14 protein-coding genes are annotated in these 15697 nt (G+C 47.8%); 10 read left to right on the top strand and 4 right to left on the bottom strand.

Going from position 1 to position 15697, the window contains the following annotated elements:
- Positions 1–14: 14 nt before the first annotated feature.
- The 6 genes from BLS44_RS03620 (at position 15) to BLS44_RS03595 (ending at position 7766) form a co-directional block, all read left to right on the top strand.
- On the top strand, positions 15–4529 hold the full coding sequence (locus tag BLS44_RS03620; RefSeq protein WP_090388690.1) for a DUF6531 domain-containing protein: 4515 nt from the start codon (positions 15–17) through the stop codon (positions 4527–4529).
- A 12-nt stretch (positions 4530–4541) separates the two neighbouring features.
- A complete protein-coding gene (locus tag BLS44_RS03615) occupies positions 4542–5207 on the top strand; it encodes an Imm43 family immunity protein (protein ID WP_090388689.1) in 666 nt (221 codons plus the stop codon).
- A 29-nt stretch (positions 5208–5236) separates the two neighbouring features.
- Positions 5237–5659 (top strand): hypothetical protein, encoded by a 423-nt coding sequence (locus tag BLS44_RS03610; RefSeq protein WP_090388688.1) that lies wholly within the window; start codon positions 5237–5239, stop codon positions 5657–5659.
- Positions 5660–5930: 271 nt separating this feature from the next.
- Positions 5931–6614 (top strand): DUF8184 family protein, encoded by a 684-nt coding sequence (locus BLS44_RS03605; protein ID WP_090388687.1) that lies wholly within the window; start codon positions 5931–5933, stop codon positions 6612–6614.
- 241 nt (positions 6615–6855) lie between these two features.
- Positions 6856–7515, top strand: a complete 660-nt coding sequence (locus BLS44_RS03600; protein ID WP_090388686.1) for an MgtC/SapB family protein — start codon at positions 6856–6858, stop codon at positions 7513–7515.
- 17 nt (positions 7516–7532) lie between these two features.
- The gene (locus BLS44_RS03595) at positions 7533–7766 is read left to right on the top strand and encodes a hypothetical protein (protein ID WP_090388685.1); all 234 of its coding nucleotides are present in this window, start codon (positions 7533–7535) and stop codon (positions 7764–7766) included.
- An 11-nt stretch (positions 7767–7777) separates the two neighbouring features.
- On the opposite strand, the gene BLS44_RS03590 is transcribed toward BLS44_RS03595, so the two are convergent.
- The 4 genes from BLS44_RS03590 to BLS44_RS03575 form a co-directional block, all read right to left on the bottom strand.
- Entirely contained in the window at positions 7778–8074 is a 297-nt protein-coding gene (locus BLS44_RS03590) for a hypothetical protein (RefSeq protein ID WP_090388684.1), read from the bottom strand.
- A gap of 104 nt (positions 8075–8178) precedes the next feature.
- Positions 8179–8547: a hypothetical protein gene (locus tag BLS44_RS03585; RefSeq protein WP_090388683.1), complete on the bottom strand. Its 369-nt coding sequence runs from the start codon at positions 8545–8547 to the stop codon at positions 8179–8181.
- Positions 8548–8661: 114 nt separating this feature from the next.
- Positions 8662–9237, bottom strand: a complete 576-nt coding sequence (locus BLS44_RS03580; RefSeq protein ID WP_176954306.1) for a Crp/Fnr family transcriptional regulator — start codon at positions 9235–9237, stop codon at positions 8662–8664.
- Positions 9238–9343: 106 nt separating this feature from the next.
- Positions 9344–11452: an endonuclease MutS2 gene (locus BLS44_RS03575; protein WP_090388681.1), complete on the bottom strand. Its 2109-nt coding sequence runs from the start codon at positions 11450–11452 to the stop codon at positions 9344–9346.
- A gap of 371 nt (positions 11453–11823) precedes the next feature.
- Here BLS44_RS03575 and msrA point away from each other — a divergent pair, with 371 nt between their 5' ends.
- From msrA to BLS44_RS03555, 4 genes are all read left to right on the top strand, one after another.
- Positions 11824–12366 carry a peptide-methionine (S)-S-oxide reductase MsrA gene (msrA, locus tag BLS44_RS03570; RefSeq protein ID WP_245729091.1) on the top strand — a complete coding sequence of 181 codons (543 nt, stop codon included), beginning with the start codon at positions 11824–11826 and terminating at the stop codon, positions 12364–12366.
- Positions 12367–12540: 174 nt separating this feature from the next.
- Entirely contained in the window at positions 12541–13584 is a 1044-nt protein-coding gene (locus tag BLS44_RS03565; RefSeq protein ID WP_090388679.1) for an agmatinase family protein, read from the top strand.
- 10 nt (positions 13585–13594) lie between these two features.
- A complete protein-coding gene (locus tag BLS44_RS03560; RefSeq protein ID WP_090389152.1) occupies positions 13595–14194 on the top strand; it encodes a hypothetical protein in 600 nt (199 codons plus the stop codon).
- A gap of 79 nt (positions 14195–14273) precedes the next feature.
- Positions 14274–15575, top strand: coding sequence for a radical SAM family protein (locus BLS44_RS03555; protein WP_090388678.1), 1302 nt, complete (start codon positions 14274–14276; stop codon positions 15573–15575).
- Positions 15576–15697: the final 122 nt, after the last annotated feature.

Here is a 15697-nt window from a genome sequence, read left to right as displayed (position 1 = left end):
TAAACCCTTAACAAATGGCTGTTTCTAATAAAAGTTTTGGAGAATTATTCGGAGAAGCAAAAAACGGGCTGGACCATCTGCAGGCCGGCCTGGCCGGTATTCTGCCCTCCATGCCGGGAATGCCTGTTGGAAAATACTTTGACCTGGCCATCGGCATCGACTTTGAACAAACCATTGCGCCGCCCTGCCCGGTCTTTCCCGTACCGCACGTCGGATTGATCTTTGATATCCTCGGAGCCATCATGAATGCCATCGCCTCGGCGCTGCCTGTCCCACCTGAGCCCCCGGAAGGCGAAGACGCACCCGTAACCGTGCTCAGCGTGGCCACTGCAATCGTCAATGCCCTTAAGCCTTCGGTAAAAGTGCACGGGCAGTGGATCAATAATGCAGGCACCCCCGTCATGCACCTCCCCGCAATGTTCCTGCACCTGCTTCCCATGGCTGTACCTACGTCCTCCTCCGAAATGTGGATGGGCAGCAGTACGGTGCTGGCGGATGGCGGCCCTTTCTCCACGCAGTTCCACCCCGCCCTTTCCTGTAACCTGGTAGGCTTCCCCAGCCTGCCCCGGATCAACAAAACACCCCGCCCCGTGCTGGACCTGATGCTGCCAACCTCCCTTTTGTTAGCCATCATCAGCAGCGGCAAACCGGTGCTGGTAGGCGGCCCTCCTACCATCGACCTGTTTCAGCTGATGATCAAACTGGGTTTAAAAGGATTACTGAAAAAAGTAAAATTTAAAAAGCTGGACGACCTGGGGGCTAAATTCCAGAAAAAGATCGATGAAATAGCAGAGACCAACCCCAAGCTTGCAAAAGCGCTGCAACCCATAAAATGTAAAAACTTTGGCGAGCCGGTAGATGCCGCAACCGGCAGGGTCATTCACACCAATGCAGACTTTGAGCTCCCCGGCCCGCTGCCACTGGTTTGGGAAAGGACCTATTACAGCGATGCCGAGGAAGAAACTTCCCTGGGCTTCAACTGGCACCACAGCTACAATATGGGCCTCCGGGATGTGGGCAACGGGTTTACCCTTCGCCTGCGGGATGGGCGCGAGGCCGCGATGCCCTATCTCCATACGGGTGAACTTTTCTATCACCGGATCGAGCACCTGTTTTTTGAAAAGGACGGGGAAGGTTATTTTGTAACCGATGAAAACAAGCTGGTGTACCGCTTTAACAGCCCCGCGAACCGGCAGGGTTTTTCGATGTTGTCCTCCATTATCAACCCTCAGGGCTTTATGATCCGTTTTCATTATGACACCCGGGGTGGCCTGAAGGAAATTACTGATAGTTGTGGAAGGCAGATCCGTGTAGCCAACGACGCAGGGGGCCGGGTGTTGCGGGTGTACATGGTCGCCGGGGGCAAAGAACTTAATTTTATACAATACCGGTACGATGCGGCCGGAAATATGACAGGCACGGAAGAGATAACCGGTGCTGTAAAAAGTTTTGAATATGAAGGGCGCCTCCTCAAAAAACTTACCAATCAAAGCAATCATTGTTTTTACTGGGAGTATGAAGGGCGGGGCGATGATGCCCGCTGTATCCATACCTGGGGCGACGGAGGCCTGCTGGAATACTGGGCTACTTACCAGCAGGAACCGGATGGAAGCGGCGTTACCACCGCACGCAACAGCCTGGGACATACCACGGAATACTATTACGACAGTAAAAAGCTCATTTATAAAATCATCGATGCCAATGGCGGTATAACCTACCAGTCTTACAATGCGCTGCAGGACCTGGAAATAGTGGTAAACCCCGAAGGCGGAAGCACCCGCTACCAGTATAATCCGTATGGAAAACTAACCCGGCTGACCAATGAGAATGACGAATCCACTACGTATATGTATGACGACCGGCAGAACCTCGTTTATGCCGGCAGCCCCGCCAACAGGAGCTTCAGCCGGGAATACGATGCCCAAAACCGGGTAGTATCCGGCACCGGGGTCAACGGTAACCGTGTGGACTATGAATATGAAGGAACGCACCTGGTGCGCATCACCGATCATAAGCAAAGAGTTATGAAGCTGGCGTATGATGCACATCATAATCTCACCGGCCTCCTTTACCCTAACGGGCTAAAGGAGGTTTGGGAATATGATGCGTTGGGCAACACCATCTACTACAGGGACCTGCGCGGCAATACTACGTATTACAGTTATAATGATGCAGGGCAGCTTACAGAGCTGAAAGGGCCTGATGGCAATGCGCACCATTTCCGGTATGATACTGCGGGCAACCTCACCGAAGCAAAAGATCTTATCCGCCTTGTGCAATTTGAATACGGGCCGCTGGGAGTACTGCGCATGCGCAAACAGAACAAACGTACCGTGCGGTTCAATTACGATACCGAACTGCAGTTACGCAGCATTGTGAACGAGGGCGGTGAGATGTACAAATTTGGACTGGATGCGCTGGGCGATGTGGTGAGCGAATGGGGTTTTGACGGCCTCAACCACCGCTACCAGCGTGATGGAAACAGCCGGGTAACAAAAGTACTGCGCCCGGATGAGAAGTGGACCGGCTACACCTACGATGGTGTTGGCAATATTATAAAAGAAGAGCACAGCGATGGCAGCATGGCCGCTTATAAGTACGATGCCGATAACCTGCTCATTGAGGCTATAAACGAAACCAGCCACATTGTGTTGCAGCGCGATGGTACCGGCCGTGTGATAAAGGAGCTACAGGATGGCTACGCGGTAAATAAGGTGTATGATGCAGAGGGCAATTGCGTACAAACCGCCAGCAGCCTGGGTGCCGACATTCAAATGCAGTATGATGAATGGGGACGGTTAAGCGGGCTCAGCGGCCGGCGCCTGTCCGGAGCGGTAAAGCCCACATCCCTGCCCGCTGCCTGGGAAACAAAAGTGATCGACTTCTTTAAGCAACTGGAGAGTGGACAAAACGACGACAATCCTTCCGGAGCCCAAAATGAACCGGCCGGGCCCGGTACCTGGCAAGCCCTGTTTCTGCGTGATGATACGGGCCTGGAGCTGCACCGCCAGCTCAGCGGAAATGTGGAAATAAAGACCGAGCGCGACCGGCTGGGCCGGATCACCCGCCGGAGCATCGGCGCGCACAACGTGGAACAAAGCCGCACCCGGTACGACTGGGGCATGGGCAACAAGCTCAACCGCCTGGTAAATGAACTTAGCAGAATCAATACCCTTTTTGATTATGATGCCTTTGACAATCTGATCAGTGCCAGCTACGAACAGAAGGGCGGCGCCGCTGAAACCGTTTACCGCATACCGGACAAAATCGGCAACCTGTTTAAAACCAGGGATAAGAGCGACCGAAAATACAGCAAAGGAGGGCGTTTACAGGAAGACGAAAAGTATTGCTACTATTATGACGGCGAAGGCAACCTGGCATTTAAAGAATTTAAGCACAACGAAAACACAAGCGCAGTAAATAAAGCGGAAGCCGCTAAAGCAAAAGGTATTATTTTACAGCGCAGCGCTACCGGCTGGGATTATGAATGGGCCGGCAACGGCATGTTGCAGAAAGTAGTGAACCCCGGCGGCAGGGAAATTGAATTTTATTATGATCCCCTGGGCCGGAGAACTGCCAAAATTTTGCTGGATAAGAACGCCCGCTTTTTCGAGGAGAACAGCGGCATGGTTACCCGGTGGATATGGGATGGTAATGTACCCCTGCACGAGTGGCAATACACCGGCCGGTTCCCGCCAAAGAAAACCATAGATAGTGATGGCATCAAAGAAGAAAAAGAGCCTGTTGAAAATTTAGTTACCTGGATATTTGAAGAAAATAGTTTTGTACCTTGCAGCAAGCTCATTGATCATGAACAATACAGTATTGTAACCGACTACCTGGGCACTCCCACCCATGCATACAACAGCGCCGGCGAAAAAGTTTGGGAGCGGGAACTGGATATTTATGGCGCAGTAAGAAAAGAAAGCGGTGAAAAAGGCCTGGTGCCCCAGCTTTACCAGGGGCAGTATATGGATGAAGAAACAGGACTGGCCTATAACCGGTTCCGGTATTATGATCATGAAAGCGGCGGGTACATCAGCCAGGACCCTATCGGGTTGTGGGGTGGATTGAGAATATTTGGATACGTAAAAAATGTAACATCACAATACGACTCTCTTGGACTGAACAGCACTACGTTGAATAAAAACCTGGGTGGGGTCGTCGGGGACCAAATGCAGGCCCACCATATTATTCCTGAGCAGGTTTGGAAAGCTAATCAGGATTTCTTTGACGATATCGGTTTTAAAGGAAAAATGGACCAGGCCACAAACGGCATTTTGCTTCCGGACAAAGCTGCGATGGTGAATCCTGAAGGACCGCAAATTGTTCACAGAGGCTCGCATCCAAAATATAATGATGAAATTGCCGATCGGGTGACGAATATAAGAGGAGCATATGATGCCGGAATCATTGATGCATCCGCAGCAAAAAAACAGATTTGGAAATTGCAGAATGAATTTAAAAACAAGCTTTGGGAAGGCAATGCCCAACATAAAATAATAGATGGCAAAAAGAAACTTCACTAAACAAAACAAAAAATGAGTTATTATATTGTAACCAACAATTACAACCTGCCCACATCATCAGCCTCAAATGGAGTTCTGGCCGAACAGTATGACGCAAACACCCCCTTTCCACCGATGAAATATTCCTGGACAAAACCCAGGGACCCCGACCGCATTTATCCTTCTGAACTGTTTTATATCCTGAAGGGAGAGACAACCTTTAACATTGATTATTCCAGCTTTTGGGATGGCTACATCATTAGCGAAAAATTCAAATCCCTATTGGACAGTGCCAATTGCCCCCACTATAAGTCCGTCAAACTTGCTGTAATAAACACAAAGGGAGAAGACATTGCCAAAGGGGAACGCTTTTTTTTCATTGACATGCGCAGTGCCGTCCAGGACATTATTGACTACGCGCATTCCTCATTTATTTTAAACGAAGATATGATAAAAATAAGGGGGCTTACTGTTGAAGCGGTAAGAAAGTCTGGCGATTATTTTGGGAACATTAAAAGCTATGAACAACTCTCGTTAAAGCAAGAAAATATCCGGTTTGACATTTTCAAACTGAAAGACCTCGCCGTCAACGACCTGGTTTGTAACGAACAGTGCTGTGCAAAAATACGCGAAAGTTTCAACACCATTGAATGTATCAACCTTATGGATATGCGCCCTTACAACAACCGATTTGCTTAAATCTGCTAAATACAAATTCACACCCGGCAATGGATATTGAAATCATATCATCGGAAGAACAAGCCGAAATCACAGCGCTGAACAAAGCCTTTTTAGAGGAAAACAGCGCAGCCGGCAAGGAAGCTATATTATCCGCTGTTTATAGGAGCGTAGACCTGTTGAAGCATGCTGCGCTATCTGCTGATGAACTCAATGATCGCTGCTTTAAAACAGGAGCAGCATATGGAACATTAATCCGGAGCGCTTTCGGATGGGATTGGTTCAAAATAAAAAATAACAACCAATTTGCCTATGCTGTTTGCACGCCCGGACTCAGCTATGGAATCCAGGTCTTTCACTATTTCAATTTATTATTAACCACGGACAAAGTCAATAATACGGTGTTGCTTTTTAATATGATCCGGGATCTTAACGATCCTGCAGGTAACAAACCCATTACCTTTCTGGTATAGGGTTCTACTAAGGCAACGGCTTTCATTGGGGAGTTTCGCATAATGGTGCCGTAGCGGAATACAAAGCCCATCTTTGACCCACCCGTTCGCGGCGAAGCAAATAGTGGAACAATCTCCGGAAAAGAGGAACCCCATTACCACTCAAAGGGCAGGTTTTGTCGCTGCAAAGGCAGCTATAAAAGCCATAGTGGATAAATATGCAGGAACGAGGAAATAGGGTGCACGATCCAATGAGTTTTCTGATGCACGAGAACAACATCAACAATAAATCATGAATATCATTCAATCAAAAGCCAGCTTTATCCAATTCACACTTGATCCAGACACTGCCTGGACAAGGATCGATATGATCGTTGGAGAGAATTTTCGCACCCTGGGAGATTCATTTCAATTAAACACCACACCCCTTACCGATGCAACGCTGGTTCCTTTTTCCAACTTTCAGATCGTAGATCAAAAAACACTGATCTTGGATGTTGCCGTCAATACATCTCTTTCCAGATACCAGATAGACCTAACCAAACATAAAGCAGGTTTGGCAGTTGCACAATTTATTGAGGCGTATAATGCAGGAGCGCCCAAAATAAAAACAGCTTTTTCCGATTCAATTAAGATCGAAACAGATAAGCAATTTTTCAAATTTCAAATTGAAGATATTTCTTACGATGACACCAACATTGAAAATAAAAAATGGCTCATCATCAGCAGGAATAAATACGGAGTTTATGTACAAATAAAGGAGCCTTTGATTGCACAGCGCCGGTATGAGCAGGTAAAATCGGTTGAGCTCAGGGGGCATTTATTGAAAGTTGCGTGTGCGGGCGAAGACCTCTGGAATGAAACTGCCAGCGAAACGCCGCCTTTGCCTTATACATGGAAACTCAACGTTCAACCGGAGTTCGCTGAAATTGTCACCACACTGTTAACGATTTGTATTGAGCAATTAAATAAATAAATTTTCGCTCCGGTTACCCCGGGATACAGAATGTTCGGGAGCGGGTGCATTCCAAATGGCCGGATCCCCATAAACGCAATGTTTCCCTGAACCTGTTCCCGGGTCTATTGAACGGCAATATGCATAGCTGTTGAAATAAATTGCCAATAATCATCCAAAAGGCCCGTAGCACCGGCGAGCGCTAAAGGAAGAACGGTCATTTTGCTGCTCCCTGAAATTATAAAATTTGTAATTTCAATATATGATTGAGAATGTAATAAGCGGGTTTGATCTGCAAACCATCGCCACCCAGCTTGTGATGATCTGCGTTTCCATATTGATCGGAACGATCATCGGGGCAGAACGGGAATACAAAAATAAATCCGCAGGGTTAAGAACCTTTATCCTTGTATCCTTCGGTTCCTGCATTTTTACGATCTTATCGATCCGGATCGGGGTCAGCAATCCTGACCGGCTTGCGGCCAATATCATTACCGGCATCGGCTTCCTGGGCGCAGGTGTTATATTCAAAGACAGTACTAAAATAGAGGGAATTACCACAGCCACTACCATCTGGGCCACAGCTTCTCTGGGTATGAGCGCCGGCGCCGGCCATATCTATCTTGCCCTGCTGGGTACTGGGGTAGTCATCATTATCCTGAAATCCCTGATGCCACTTCAAAAGTTGATCGATAGTCACCACAAGATCCGGGAATATAAGATCACAACGGCAACCATCACCGAGTTCGAGCGCTGCATGACCCTGTTTCATGAATACCATTTAAAATCCCTGCTGATAAATGAGCAAAAAAGCCCGGAAGGTTTTTCACGCACCTGGCAGGTAACGGGCACCCTTAAAAATCATGACCTGCTGGTTTCCCGGCTGGTACAGGATCCTGGGATTCTTTCCTACCAGTTTTAATCTTTATAAAAAACGGCATGAAAAAAAGTGCCCGGCTCAAAGCCCCCGGGAAGCACCATGATCCTGCTGCCGGTGAATACCCGGAACTATTGTTCGCTCCCCCGGAGGCGAAGCAGATCACGGGTCAATTGAAAAAAGCCGGTACCATAAAGAAAAGTCAATCCCAAACCTGGCAGGTTGTACCCACATTTTCCGCCGGGTTATCCTATGCCGCTCTCCTGTTAGGGGATACATACCGCTGGATGCTTTAGTTCAGCTGCATTTAATCAATGAGCGGGTCTATAAAATACCCCACAATAAAGAACTGAAAAAAACAGGCAATTAGCAATCCAACCAGGTTAAGGCTCAAGCGCCTCAATATTTCCTCTTCTTTTTGTACGGATACCAGTATCAGAATCCCGATCAAATGAATGAGAAACGCAGCTACCTGCTGGTAGCCAATTACAACGATATTTGCTGAAGCATGCTGATGCATAAACTTCCAGTAGATCACGACGCTGTACCCACTGCTGATCCATAAATGGGTCAGGATACAGGGAAGTATCTTGCGTTTATTCATTTTTACGACCGGGCATACAACATCAGGGGTTTAACAAGATCCCTCTAAAAGTGCGATCTGCATCCCACTGTTTATTAAAACTATTGCATATCCGGCCGTCCTTATTAAACAACAGCCCCTTCCAGCACGCCGGCGCCGTAAACAGCGCAATCATATAGCATAGATCCTGCATAACCAGTCCCCGGATCATCTAAAAAAAAATCGTTCAATGGTCCTTCATAATGTACCAGTATAGCCACTATCAGTACGAAGAAAAAGAGATTGCTCACCAGGAACCGGCTCCTCTTCCCTTTCACAACGCCTGTGAATGCGATAACGAATATTGCAAAAAAATGAATCAATGCAAAAAACCAGAACCGCAACCCCGTACCGATGGGGTCATAAGCCGGCCCACCGATCTTATGACTCAGATAAGCATAGCAGGCGGCAACAAGCAGGTTTACGATAAAATAAATGAATAACTCCTTTACCATAGCAGGGTTGTTAATGAGAATGCAGTCAAAAATAGGAAGGGCTGCTATTATAAATATTTGATAAATATCAAATTTTCTGCTTCATTTGTAAGGCGAGTCATCAACAGGAAGCGCTCAGCTGTTTTTGATATCCGACCGGATGCGGCTCAGGGTTTCCAAATTAATCCCGAGATAAGATGCGATATATTTTAATGGCACCCTTTGCAAGAGATCCGGCTGCGTTCCCAGCAGGTACAGGTACCGGTCCCTTGCCCTTTCCCTTCTCATAAAGTACAAGCGTTCCTCGCTTAAAATATAATACCGGGTAGTCAATATCCTGCCCACAATATTAAATTCTATAAACCGGCTATAGATCTCCTGCAATTGCTCAAAATGAATCCCGTGGAGAAGCGTATGCTCCAGTGCAACAATATTTTCTTCACTGGGGCTTTGGTTAAAAAAGCTGTTCACAGCTATAATAACATCCTCCTCCTTCATAAACCAGGAGGTGATTTGTTCATCGTTCTTTTCGTAAAAGCAACGGAGCAATCCGCGTTCAACAAAGTAAATATATTCACAGACCTGCCCCCGTTTTAGCAGATAGTCCTTTTTTAATAGTTCCCGGGTTACCAGGTTATCCCTCAGATGAACCGTTAATTCATCAGACAATGGATGCACAGCATTTAAGCGGTTTATAAGAAGATCAGACATTAATGATTGTTTAAAACATCGTGTGCAGTCGGCCATTGGCTATCAGCCGAAGCTAAAAGCCAACCACTGAAAGCTAAAGCCGGCGCCCTCTCCGGAGCGCCGTTCCCTATAGCTTCACGGCTTCCTTTTCCTTCACTACTACCAGGTCTGCCAGCTCTACCTGCATAGGCAGCAGGCCGATCTTCACCACGGCACGCTTACTCTTGATCTCCAGCACCTCACCCACCTGGTGATTCCGCTTCATTTTTACCTTATCACCCACTTTTATATCCCCGCCCACTTCCTGGTACTTTGATTCGATCTTTTTCTGGATCTTTCCCACAGCTTTCTTCTCATTCTTGTTGAACAGGAGATTGTTGATCTGCTTAATGAGCTTCTGTTTGTCTTCTTCTTTTTTCCATTCGATGGTGATCTGCTTGAGTTTGCGCTCCATATCCTTAAGATAGCTGATCCGGTCTTCGGATATTTTATTCTGTTCGCGGAGTACATTCATCTGCTGCCGGTGCTTTTCCTTATCCATCACCCGCTCCATTTCCTTTTTCAGCCGTTCGTTCTCTTTGATCAGCCGTTCCAGTTCCTGATCCTTCTTTGTAAGATCGCGCAGGTTCTGTTCTGTTTTATTCAGCAGTTTATCCAGCCGGTACTGGTCATCATCCACCATCTGGCGCGCCTGGTTGATCAGCCTTTTGTCCAGCCCGATCCTTTCTGCGATAGAAAAGGTATAGGAACTCCCGGGACGCCCCACCACCAGCTGGAACAGCGGCAGCAGGTTCTTTTCATCAAAGGCCATGGCGCCGTTCACAATACCATGCGTTTTACCCGCCATTACTTTCAGGTTCAGATAGTGGGTGGTTACGATGCCATAGGAATGTTTTTTCAGCAATTCCAGCAGGATCACTTCTGCAAAAGCGCCACCCAGGTTCGGATCGCTGCCACTGCCCAGCTCATCAATAAAGAACAGCGTTTTTCCATTGGCCTGTTCCATTAAATATTTCATATGGATCAGGTGGCTGCTGTAGGTACTAAGTTCAAACTCCAGGCTTTGGGTATCGCCTATGTGGATCATCAGCTGTTTAAATACGCCAAACTCACTATTGGGGTGTACCGGCACCAGCAGTCCGCTTTGCACCATCATTTGCAGGAGCCCCACGGTTTTCATGGTAACGGTCTTTCCCCCCGCGTTGGGTCCGCTTACCACCAGTATCCGCCGGCTTTCATCCAGTGTAATGGATACGGGGTAGGTTGGCTTGCCGGAACGCTTGTTATACAGGTACAGCAGCGGATGATAGGCATTCACCAGATGCACCTGGGCCTTATCCGCAACCACCGGGAATTCACCGTTGATATCCCCGGCAAATTTCGCTTTGGCGCGTATAAAATCATATTCGCCGATCACCGTATGCCAGGTATTGAGCAGGGCTGCATAGCCGGATAAGGTTGCAGTAAGCTGCCGCAGGATACGGTCCACTTCCTTTCTTTCTTCATGTTCCAGGTCGGCCACTTCATTGTTGAGGTGCATCGTTTCTTCCGGCTCAATAAATGCCGTTTTCCGGCTGTCACTTTCGCCATGCAGGATGCCCCTTACAGCGCGCTTCTGTTCCGCAAATACCGCTATCACCCGGCGGCCGTTCATAAAGCTTTCCTCAATCTCCGCCAGGTAGCCCTGTTTATTGAGCTTTGCAACAATCTTATCAAAGATGCGCCGCAGTTCGGTACGCTTACGGTACAGGCTCAGCCGGATATCCTTCAGTGCAGGAGATGCGCTGTCCTTTACCTGCCCGATCTCATCCACCACTTCATCAATCAGGCCGATGATGGCCTTTTCATAATAAGTATGTTTTACCACGTTGTACAGGCTTTCATAAGCCAGCTTCCGCTCCGCGTCAAACCAACGGAAGATCTTTTCAATGCTTTCGGCCAGTTTGCGGATCTGCAGCAGCTGCTCCCCGGTAAGCAGCGCACCTGGGATAGACAATAATTTTAATTCCTTCGCAAGATTCAGGATATAGTCGTTAGGAAAATAAACAGCGTTCTGCAACAATTGCTTAAACTCGTGCGATTGTTTCAGTTCTTCATCAATAAACCGTTTATGGGTGTGGATGCGCAACTCCTCCGCTTTGCGCTGCGCATAGTCTGTTTCACAGTACTTTACCAGCAGGTTCTTGATCTTGTCAAACTCCAGTTGTATATATGCCGATTCCGGGTATAATTTCATAAATGCACCTAAATTTCAAGCCTGCAAAGATAAGAAGAGGAATTGCTAATTGCTAAATACTAAATTCCAAAGGCTCCGGGAACCAAAATCAAGGATCAAATCCCGGAACCCGGGCATCAAAAGCCGGTTGCAGCAGGCTGGCTGCGCCGAACGGATGGCTAATGGCTGAAAGCTTAAACCTTCCCGCCCCTTTCCGTGTTATTAAATTGTATCTTTACAAACCGAATTTGTAATTTACAGTCTGTAACAGATCCGTTGAATTGAAAACAGTTATACCTATATTATTATTGACCGCACTGGCGGCAACAGCCTGTGCGCAGAAAAAAAAGGAGCCCGTGGTTTTTGCAGGGCCGGCAGCAAAATCTTCTACAATGAGTCAACAAACAGATACAGCTACCTTTGCCAACGGGTGTTTCTGGTGTACTGAAGCTATTTTCCAGGACGTAAAAGGCGTTTCCTCCGTTACCAGCGGCTATACAGACGGGCATACAAAGAATCCTACCTATAAGGAAGTATGCACCGGCAACACCGGTCATGCGGAAGCATTACAGATCGTTTATGATCCCTCCGTCATTTCTTTTGATGAGCTGCTGGAAATTTTCTGGAAAACACATGATCCCACCACCCTCAACCGGCAGGGGGGCGATGTGGGCACCCAGTACCGCAGCGGGGTCTATTATCATAATGAGGCCCAGAAAGAAAAAGCAGCGTATTACAAGCAGGAACTGGATAAAAGCGGGGCATTTGACAACCCGATCGTTACGGAAATAAAGCCGTTCTCCGTATTTTATCCTGCCGAAGATTATCACCAGTCTTATTTTAACAATAATGAAGACAAAAATCCCTACTGCACGATGGTGATCCGCCCTAAAGTGGACAAATTCCGTAAAGTGTTCAAAGACAAGCTGAAGTAATTGTCAGAAACGAGATAGGAGATTTCAGATAGGAGTGTTAAAAAATGACGTATGTATGAAAAGTCTCATTTCCCGAATCTCAATACTCAATTCCCGACACAAAACAAACGTTAATTGTTGCCTGTTGCGATAAAAACCATATAACTTTGCGCCTTCCAAAAAAAGGAGACAATAATGTTGGACCTAACAAATTTTGATCAGAACTGTGTAGCCAACCCTAATAACAACATCTTTGGGTTGCCCAGTACTGAAGAAAATGCTGACCTGATCATCATCAATGTTCCCTGGGAAGTAACGGTAAGCTATGGCGCCGGAACCGCAAGGGCCCCGGAAAGCATCCTGAAAGCCAGTATGCAGGTAGATCTTTATGACCCTGATTTTCCGGACGCCTGGAAACGGGGGTATTACCTGAAGCCAACGGACCGGAGCGTGTTGCTGAAAAGCGATTTCCTGCGCAAAGAGGCAGAACTATACATCGATTATATATCCAAGGGCGAGGAGCTGGGTAAAAACCAGTTCATGTGCCGCACGATCAAAGAAGTGAATGAAGGCGGCACGTACCTGAACAACTGGGTGTACGAGCAGGCCAAAGCGCTGCTGGACGACAATAAGCTGGTTGGATTGCTCGGCGGGGACCACAGCACTCCATTGGGGCTGTTTAAAGCCCTTGCCGAAAAACACGGCGAATTCGGGATCCTGCAGGTGGATGCGCACTGCGACCTGCGTAAGGCCTACGAGGGATTTGTGTATTCCCATGCCAGCATTATGTACAATGCACTAAACGAGATCCCCGAGCTTAAAAATATTATACAGGTTGGTGTACGGGACCTGGGACAAGACGAATGGGAGTTCATCAAAAACAGTAATTACCGGGTTGTTACCTATTTTGACCAGGAGATCAAAGAGCGCCAGTTTGAAGGCGATACCTTTAAGAATATTGCCGATGAGATCATCAGCAAACTTCCCCAGAAAGTCCATATCAGTTTCGATATCGACGGGCTGGATCCCAAACTCTGCCCCGATACCGGCACGCCTGTACCGGGCGGGTTTGAGCTGGACCGGATGTTCTTCCTGTTCAAAAAAATAGTGGAAAGCGGCCGCCAGCTGATCGGGTTTGACCTGGTAGAAGTAGGTACCGGCGAAACCGACTGGAATGCCAACGTAGGCGCAAGGGCGCTTTACAAGCTATGCAACATTCTTGCGGGAAGCAATCAATAATCATTCATCATTGGCGTATCCGAAACAAAATAGTGCCCCGGTTGCTGCATCCCCGGAAGCGGATCAGGGTTACCGGTTTGTAATCCCCAATGCACGCACACTCATTTACCAGGTGTTTGCCTATGGCATTATTTTCCTGAACCTGCTTGGGCAACTGTTGCTGGATTACCAGCGTAACAGCCCCAACCTCAAGATCAGCATCCTGGTGTGCACCCTTCTTTTTGTACTCTTCATCCTCTGGGATGTTTATCTTTTAAAAAAGAAAAACACGCTGCAATCCCTGGGTATCATCATCCTCATACTTGGGTTCCGCTGGTATCAGTACGCACTTGGGTGGGGCTTTGCCATTAATGTGGTGCTTTGGTTCCTGTACCTGGTGTCCAGGCGGCAATTAGTGATCCAGGTTTCCCCGGTGGAGATCCGCTATCCGTCTTTCCCCGTAAAAAAAATATCGTGGAATGAAGTCAGCAACCTGGTATTAAAAGATGATATCCTGACCATTGACCTAAAGAACAATAAAATTTACCAGCATTTCGTAAAAGATGCAGATGAAATTGTTTCTGAAGCAGCATTTAACGAATTTTGCAGGGAACAAATCGCCAAAAGCTGACAGTTATCAGTTACCGGCTGGCATCCTGTATTGGATCCCGGATCTTGAAATTTAACGTTTAGTATTTAAGTAATCAGTAATGACATTAACAGCATCCCCCTATCTTTTGTACTCCGATGGCAACGGGAATATTTTTGAGGATACCAGTCTGTATGCAGTAGGCCGCAGCGGATGGGACGCCCTGCCAGTGCCTGTTGAGGACTGGATCGAGCTGCCCGACGGTGGCTCGCTTTACGAGTTGCCCGAGCGGATAGGGATCGGTATTGATGTCATTACCGGCGAGCTGCGGCTTTGTGAAAAAGGCTGGGCTGTAGCCGCTTTTATACCTCCGGCCCACACGGGTTTTTATATTGCGGCCTATGAAACCAAACCCGGTGCACCTACCCTGCCCCTCTTCTGTTATACCGCTGTGGCCTGGCAAAATGATCAGTTTTACGTTCCTGCGGTACGTATTGAACAGGACATACGCCAGGAATGTGCCGGTTTTGATGCAGATAAGGTAAAGCTGGGTGTAGAGCATCTTACAAAGGCCTACCCACACAACCGCCTGGTAAACCATCTTGCCAATAACTGTGCACTTACCTACCATTGCCCGGCTGCAAGAAATTATTTTATCGGCCGCTGGGAGTGCCCGGTGCCTGCCTCACCGGCATGCAATGCCAATTGCGTGGGATGTATTTCCCTGCAGCCGGATGAGGAAACCATCGTTTCTACCCAGGACCGGCTGCAGTTTAAGCCTACCGTGGAAGAAATTGTAGAGTTCACCGTTCCCCATCTCGAAACGGCCCCTTATCCGCTGATCAGTTTCGGGCAGGGTTGTGAGGGCGAACCCCTCCTGATGTGGGAAACGCTGGAGAAAGCGATCATCGAAATACGCAAGCATACTTCAAAAGGCAGCATCAACATCAACACCAACGGATCAAAGCCCGATGCGGTAAAGCGTCTTTGTGAAGCCGGCCTGAACTCCATCCGTGTCAGCACCAACAGCGCCCGCAGCGAGGTCTATATGCCTTATTACCGGCCTAATAATTACCAGTTTGAAGACATTGTTGAAAGTCTGAAAGTAGTCAACAGCTTTGGAGGCTGGCCCTCCATCAACTATTTTGTTTTCCCGGGCATGACGGACAGTATTGCCGAATACGAGGCATTGCGGAAGCTGATCCGGGAAACCGGGCTGAAGATGATCCAGTGGCGCAACTTTAATATTGACCCCGACTGGTATCTCGGAAAGATCGGGGTTACTGAAACCGGCGAGTTCATGGGCGTAAAACAGCTGATGGACCTGATCAGGGAAGAGTTTCCCCATCTGAAATACGGATACTATAACCCTCCTATGGAGCGGATCAAAGGCAAATACGAGGTGGATTTTGCACACTTTTAACCGTGACGGAGAGCCAGGATAGCCCTTTGAGATTACAGCCTTAATCCGAAGCTTATACGAAGCTTCGGAACTCAAACTTCTGATAGCTTCTGAAGATTGATATCTGAAGGCGGATGCCTGGC

The organism is Niabella drilacis (assembly GCF_900101395.1).
Lineage (GTDB): Bacteria > Bacteroidota > Bacteroidia > Chitinophagales > Chitinophagaceae > Niabella > Niabella drilacis.
This window is presented reverse-complemented; position numbering and strand designations above follow the sequence as displayed.